Genomic DNA, 1,247 nt, shown 5'->3' with positions numbered 1-1,247 from the left:
AGCAACTGGCGGGCCGTGTGGAACACGTGCCGGTGGTACGTGTACACCCACAGCGCCTTGGCGTGGAACCCGTCGATGCCGGCGAGGGTGTCGGCCAGCTCGACCCGGTGGTGCGGCCCCTCGGCGATCATCTGCCGGGTGCCCGCTTCGGACGCCAGCTCATGCACCTGGCGCATCATCTGCTCGAACGGCTCGCGGCGGTCCGGCGGGAGCTTCCGCCAGGCGTCGTGCAGGGCGCCGGTGTCGCCCTCGGCGAGCGCGTCCCACGCGGGCCGGGCCAGCACGTCGGGGATGATGCCCTCGTGGGCCATGAACGCCCGGATCAGGGGCAGGGGCAGGTGGCGAAGGACCGAGCGCGGGGAGTAGTGAAGCGCCATGCCGTCCTCGTGCGGCGGGTGAGGAGATCATTCACGTGCGCCATAGATTAGTGAACGCGCTTTCACCGTGCAATCTGCTTCCCTACTCTTTTCCCCTCTTTTGCCATCAACCGTTCTGACCTGAATTATTAGCACCAGCCACAGATCTTCACTTAACTCAGACACCTACAGTGGACCGAGTGGCAGTTCTGTGAGATTCTGTTTGTATAAATTATTCGCTGCCCTTATTGGCTAACAGATCGTCGCGTCGTTCGGCTCGCGGCTTCGTCATCCACCAGTCGCTTTTGGGGCGTCGCTTGACTTCCCGGCTCGCGGGCATGCAGAACCGGGGCGCGAACGTGTCGTGGCTCGCCCTCGCGGCGTAACGCGGGTGCGGGGTCCGGTCCCGGCCCATCCCGATGCGCACCACGACCGTCTTAGGGTTATCCCACCACAGCTCGCGTGGCACGCACCCGAAGAACGCGAACGCCTCGACGAGTCCGTGCAGAACGGCTTCGGTGCGCTCGGTCGGTAGCGCAAGGGCGAACGGGCAGTTGGAGTCGCTCCAGGTGACGACGAGTACGGACACCAGCCGGCGGTACTTGTTTAGCGAGCCGGTAGTAGCACCGGTCGAGGTAGGAGCCGGTTTCCGGAGCATCGCAACGTGTGGCTGACGTGATCCACGACCGAGAGGGGCCGGCGGCGGCACGTCTCGAACACGGACATCAACACGCCCTGCCCCCGCGCGCCCGCGGCGGTCCGGTTCCCGCCCCACACCTTGTGGTTCACAACCGCGGGGCGAATCGCCTGCTCGGCCTTCCCGTTGGTGGGCTCGACCCGCGGGTCGAACACGAACGTAAACCACTGCTCGAAATGGTTCCACAGGTGCTC

3 protein-coding genes are annotated in these 1,247 nt (G+C 65.4%); all 3 read right to left on the bottom strand.

Annotated features, from left to right (window positions below; genetic code table 11):
• On the bottom strand, positions 1-377 hold a 377-nt coding region (locus R5W23_RS08715; RefSeq protein WP_320686000.1), incomplete at its 3' end, for a hypothetical protein.
• A gap of 211 nt (positions 378-588) precedes the next feature.
• Positions 589-945, bottom strand: a complete 357-nt coding sequence (locus tag R5W23_RS08710) for a hypothetical protein (RefSeq protein ID WP_320685999.1) — start codon at positions 943-945, stop codon at positions 589-591.
• 17 nt (positions 946-962) lie between these two features.
• A partial coding sequence (locus tag R5W23_RS08705) for an IS66 family transposase (RefSeq protein ID WP_320685998.1) occupies positions 963-1,247 on the bottom strand: 285 nt, incomplete at its 5' end.

Source organism: Gemmata algarum (assembly GCF_034097035.1).
Lineage (GTDB): Bacteria > Planctomycetota > Planctomycetia > Gemmatales > Gemmataceae > Gemmata > Gemmata algarum.
The sequence above is the reverse complement of the archived record's forward strand: the minus strand, read 5'-3'. Positions and strand labels throughout refer to the sequence as shown.